This is a genomic window from Mitsuaria sp. WAJ17 (assembly GCF_014174515.1).
Taxonomy (GTDB): domain Bacteria; phylum Pseudomonadota; class Gammaproteobacteria; order Burkholderiales; family Burkholderiaceae_C; genus Roseateles_B.
On the sequence record NZ_JACJUG010000066.1, the window covers coordinates 1 to 4,926 of the forward strand.

Sequence of the window (4,926 nt, forward strand, 5' to 3'; positions counted from 1 at the left end):
CAAGAGCGTCAGCCAAGGCGTGATGACGGCCCAGCCCTCGCTTTCGAAGATCGCGGAAGCACTCCTCGGCAGCGATTTCACCGGTTGGGCTACCAGAAAGGGCGCCGATGTTGACTGGGAGTACCGACTCACGCACCTGCTCCCACAGTCCTGCATTGCGGACGGAAAGTGCCAGCAGCTCAAAGTCCACAGGGTAGTCAAAGGCCACTTCGACTCGAGCGCTGGCCTCCTCGGACATCGATAGCAGCCATTCGCCGGTTCGGCGGCCCATCTCCCATTCAGTTGAGACGGCATTGGGGACCTTATCCCACTGATCCAGGACTCCCTCAAAGAGGACGAAATTGGAAGCGCCCCTCCGGCGAGAGATGCCAACGTCGCTCGACAGATTCAGTTCGACGTAGAGCTCGCGTCCGTCCAGGCTGACAAGCCCCATGCTGAGGAGCTCGGGGCGAAGAAGGTCCGTGAACTCTGTATCCAGGAAGACGATCATGTGCAGGAGCTCGAACGTTCGGAGCGGCCATTGCCGGCGCATAGCCATTGTTGCCCAACACTGCCGGATTGCAGGCGCCAGACCGACACCTGATGCCATTCGCCTTCCGTGCTCCCCACCTTGGTATGAAGCGATTCAGCATACATAGAACGTCGAAGTTGCAACTCGACGGTTAAGTGCAACCTAATGGGCTCCTTGGGGGCAACTGCAGCGGTTGCCGCTGCCGAATTGGAGCCTCATCGAAACCCGGGGCGACTCACCCGTGAGCAAATAACGGCGCGACTCATGCGTGAAAGCAGGAGCCTTTCCGAAGCGGCAAGCGGTCAGCGCATCGAGGGCGCCTCGGCATACCTTCCCTCACACGTTCAGGACTTCAGCAGCTTCTGGATATCGATGTTGCCGAAGGGCATGGTGGGGGCTGCCAGTTGGCGAAGAATGGTCAGGTGCTGGTCGATCTTGACCTTGCGCAGACGGTCCAGCGTGATCTTTCCGCCCAGCACCAGGGCGGGTTCGAAGCCGTACATCTCGTCGGGGGCCAGGGGGCCAAGGGAAGCAAGTGCGCGGTTGAACAAGGGCTCACCATGGACATCGTTGAAATCCACTTCATCAGGAGACCTGCTGGAGAAGAACCAAGGCAACTCGCGCTCCCAAATCGATCGCTCCTTGGGCTCCAGATCCATGACGAAAATTCCATGCAGACCGCATTCAATCTTGACTTCGCAACCAGCCTTTTCACCACATAGATAAATCTTCCCAAATGCGGTCCTGGCGATCACATGGAAGCTATCCACTTGCTCCAGCGGTGAGCCTTCCAGCCACTCATCCACGATGTCCTCATAGTCGTCGGGATTGACGATCCAGAATCGTCCATGGGCGTAGCCATTCCAGCCCTCGGTCTGCCAGTAATGCAGCAACTTGTCTGGCAGCTTGCCTCGCCATTGGTCTATGGCTTCTTGTGGGACCGCTTGGTGATAGGTCGCCTCACCGAACTCCTCGATAAAGCCCTCAAAGTCTTCATCCCTCATCGCAGTCCCTTTCCTCTACAAACTTCTAGCTGAACATTCATCTTGTCGGATCCATGGCCATTTTTGATGGCGTCGTTGGCTGAACTTTCCATGTGCCCCACACGACTGGTCGGATCGCCCGGTGCCTTCTGATTCCAGCTGCCACCGATGGAGGAGTTGACGTCTGCGCGCCCCATCCCTTTGGGATCAGGTGCCAACCAGCCACCCGCCACCATGTCCGGCTCATGCAGTGCCGCGAGCTTACCCATCAACTCCTTGGTTCGCGCGGCAGCCTCCGCCTTCGCTTGGCTGTAGCTCATCCCCCCTCCCTGCAGGCTCTTCTTTATCGACTCAGCGACGGTGTCAGAAAAGTTCTTTCTAAACCCCTCCTGCGCCCCCTCCGCCATCGGATTGCGCCCGTACTTGGCGAAAGCCTCCCGCGCCGCCTTGAACTCCGCCGCCGTCATGCTGTTGATCGCATCCTGCTGGCGCTTGAGCTGCTCGGACATCTCCTTGAGGTAGTCCTTCTTCTGGTCCGGCGACAGGCGCCTGAACTTCTTCTTGTCATACGGATGGAAGCAGGGCACCCGCTTGGCGCGGATGTGCGCCGCAGTACCGCCGCCGTCCCCACCACCGCCCTTGCCGGCGTCCTTGCCCGCGCCCCTGGCTTCCTGCGCCGCTCGGGCCTCGGCCAGCTTCTTGCCGCGCGCCTCCTCCAGCAGCTTGATCTCATCCGCACTCTTGCCTGCGGCGCGGGCGGCCTTGACCTCCTTGTCCAGCATCTGCGCCGCTTCCAGCGGGGTCTTGGCCAGCTTGCTGATCTCCGCGATCCGCCCGGCCACGCGGCCCAGGGCGCCGAGCCCCTTGCCGCCCACCACTTCGGTGCCCAGCGACGTCACCACCATGGCCATCGCGCCGGCCGTGCCGCTGCGTGCGCTGGACTCTCGCCAGCTCTGCCCGATCGAGTCCACGATCGCCCCGGCCGCCTGCTGCTGGTTGGCCAGGAGCTCGTTGGCCAGGGCGATGTTCTTGGGATCGCCGCTCATATAGGCCGCGTTGACGAAGTCGGGATTCGCGCCGAACAGCGCCCCCAGGCCGTCCGCCATGTCGCTGAACCCCTGCGCGATACGGCCCCGGGCCGCCGCCGTCGTCGCCTCGTCCGAGGTCCACGGCAACGCCTCCCAGATCGTCTTTCCGCTCTCCTTGAGCCCCTTGACCTTGTCCTTGAGTACCTTGCCCGACTCGTCTCCCATGCGCTCCAGCATCGGCCGGGGAATGGGCTTGACCACGGTCACCAGCTCGCCCTTGGCGCCGCCCATGCCGGCCGCATTGCAGTTGATCAGGCATTCGCTGCCCTGCCAGGCCATGGGCTGCTTGTTGAGCTTGATGGTGGGATGCCCGGACAGGATCAGGACATGCCCCGAGCCCTGCGAGGTCCCGGCGACGATGTGGCTGCCGGCATCCGCCTGGACGTTCTTGAACAAGTCGCCGACGCGGTAGATCTGCAGGCCATCGCCATACACGTCCGGCGAATGGGTCACCTTGTTGTCCAGCTGCGAGAAGCTGCTGAACCCCACCACGTCCTTGCCGACGCGGCACAGGTCGGGCTGCTTGGTCACGGCGCGCCACTGCGCATCCGCATTGCCGGCGTGCTTGGCGGATCCGCTCATGGCACGGCTCCAGCCGGCGGGGCGACGGGCAGCTTCGCGGCGCGCTTGCGCTGCATCTCCCGCATCAGGTCCAGCGGCATGCCGCCGATCAGCGCCGACTTCAGCGACTGATGCGGCATGCACAGCCGGTGCCAGGTCATGCTGATCTCCTGCCGGTCCAGGTCGATGCTGACGGTGTCCAGCAGGAAGTCCAGCAGCTGCACGGTGTCCGAGCCTTCGAACTCGGCATAGGCATAGACCGCCATACCGGGCAGCTGAGTGTTCAGGAAGCAGTCGCCGTCTCGGCGCGTGGCGCCTTGGACCACGCAATTGGCCAGGGTGACAGCTTCATCCCCTTGCAGCCGCGTGCGGCACATCAGATCGGGATGGGCGCTGTTGTAGTAATGGCTGTCAAAGTCAGCGGGCCATTCAGGGTAGCGGTACTGGCGCCAGGTCTCGTCCAGCGTGCCTTGCCGCTCCTTGCGCGGGCTCCACCAGCGGGCGATGGGCCCCAGGCCCTGTGTGGCCTGGCGATCGAAGGGGCTGCTGACGGGCGCCCGTGGATCCTCGACCTGCGGAGCCGCCTGCTGCCTGATCGCCTTGATCTTCTGCTCGATCTCCTGTCGTGCCGCCTTGGGCAGAGGCTTGAGGTCCGTCACGTCGGGCAACCAGCCCTGCCCCGCCGGGTTGCCGGCGAAGGCGCAATATTCCGGATGCCCGTGCTCGTCCAGTTGGGAGGCAAACTGGATCCCGCCAAAAGCCTGTCGGTAGTCCAGCCTGATCTGCTCGACAGGCGTCGGGCGGGTCAGACTCCAGCCCGTCAGCCCCTTCTCAAACTGACGCGGCCCGCAGACCCGCAATGTCTTGCTTGTGTCTCCCACGCGGACCAGCGACAGCCAGTCCCGCTGCGCGCGGCCACTGGGCGCCATGAGATGCCCGCAGACGTGGATGTCGGTGGTGGGCTTGCCGATCTCCACATCGCCATCGCTGCCCACGACGCAGCGCTGGATCTGATCTTGCGGCCCCTCATAAGTCTCTCCCCAGCGAATGGGCTGCTGCACCTCGGCCAGCTTCAGCGGCGCGCCATCGTCCGTCCATCGGAAGGTCGCCCGCACGGCCATGACATCCATTTCCTGGCGCGCATAGCCCTCCTTGCGGTAGTGGGCCAGGGCAAAGGGGGTGACGGTTTCCAGCTGGGCCATTGATCAGCCCTGCCCGTCTGCGCCAGCCTCTTCCGCGTCATCGCCCGAGGGCGCCGAAAGTGCGCTGCCGCCATTCATCAGAATGTCTGACGGTCCATCGACGTGCACATAGCTGCCGGACTTGATGTGCACCTCGGGCCCGTCCAGGTAGATCGCCTGCGGGGTCAGCACGATCTTGGATTCACCGCAGACCAGCTCGATCCTGTCCCCGGCCTCCAGGCGGTAGGTCTTGCCGACTTTGCTGCTCTTGTTGAGCCCCACCTGCTCCATCTGCTGCAGCGCCACCGTGGTGTTCATCAAGCCACCCACGGTCGTCTGGTAGGCCCCGCCCACCGTCAGCGCCTTGGCCAGCCCGATCGTCTCCGCCTTGGCCAGCGTGATCGTCTCGGTCTTCATGCCGCCGATGGTCACGCTCCGATTCGACCCAATGCTCACCGTCTGGTTCTGTCCGATCGTGATGGTCTCGTTCTGCCCCACGTCCTCGGTGCGGTTGTCCCCGATGCTGATCGTCTCGTTGTGGTCCACCCGCTCCTTGCGGTCGTTGTGCACCGTGATCGTCTCGTCGTGGTCCACGGTTTCGG

Annotated in this window: 5 protein-coding genes; all 5 read right to left on the minus strand. The window is 63.3% G+C overall.

Annotation, left to right across the window (positions count from 1 at the left end; all coding sequences use genetic code 11):
• Positions 1-490, minus strand: a 490-nt coding sequence (locus tag H5407_RS23215; RefSeq protein WP_183106865.1) for a hypothetical protein, incomplete at its 3' end; no start/stop codon positions are given.
• 365 nt (positions 491-855) lie between these two features.
• A complete protein-coding gene (locus tag H5407_RS23220; RefSeq protein ID WP_183106866.1) occupies positions 856-1,515 on the minus strand; it encodes a GAD-like domain-containing protein in 660 nt (219 codons plus the stop codon).
• Positions 1,512-3,164, minus strand: a complete 1,653-nt coding sequence (locus H5407_RS23225) for a polymorphic toxin type 15 domain-containing protein (RefSeq protein ID WP_183106867.1) — start codon at positions 3,162-3,164, stop codon at positions 1,512-1,514. Before H5407_RS23225 ends, H5407_RS23220 begins: the two co-directional genes overlap by 4 nt.
• Positions 3,161-4,345 (minus strand): DUF2169 domain-containing protein, encoded by a 1,185-nt coding sequence (locus H5407_RS23230; protein WP_183106868.1) that lies wholly within the window; start codon positions 4,343-4,345, stop codon positions 3,161-3,163. Before H5407_RS23230 ends, H5407_RS23225 begins: the two co-directional genes overlap by 4 nt.
• Positions 4,346-4,348: 3 nt before the next feature.
• Positions 4,349-4,926: bacteriophage T4 gp5 trimerisation domain-containing protein (locus H5407_RS23235; protein WP_404935656.1), on the minus strand; the 578-nt coding region annotated here is incomplete at its 5' end.

What these genes read in the sequence shown, in the direction of transcription:
- H5407_RS23220 (WP_183106866.1), bottom strand. Translation starts at nt 1,515, where the DNA reads ATGAGGGATGAAGACTTTGAGGGCTTTATCGAGGAGTTCGGTGAGGCG.
- H5407_RS23230 (WP_183106868.1), bottom strand. Translation starts at nt 4,345, where the DNA reads ATGGCCCAGCTGGAAACCGTCACCCCCTTTGCCCTGGCCCACTACCGC.
- H5407_RS23225 (WP_183106867.1), bottom strand. Translation starts at nt 3,164, where the DNA reads ATGAGCGGATCCGCCAAGCACGCCGGCAATGCGGATGCGCAGTGGCGC.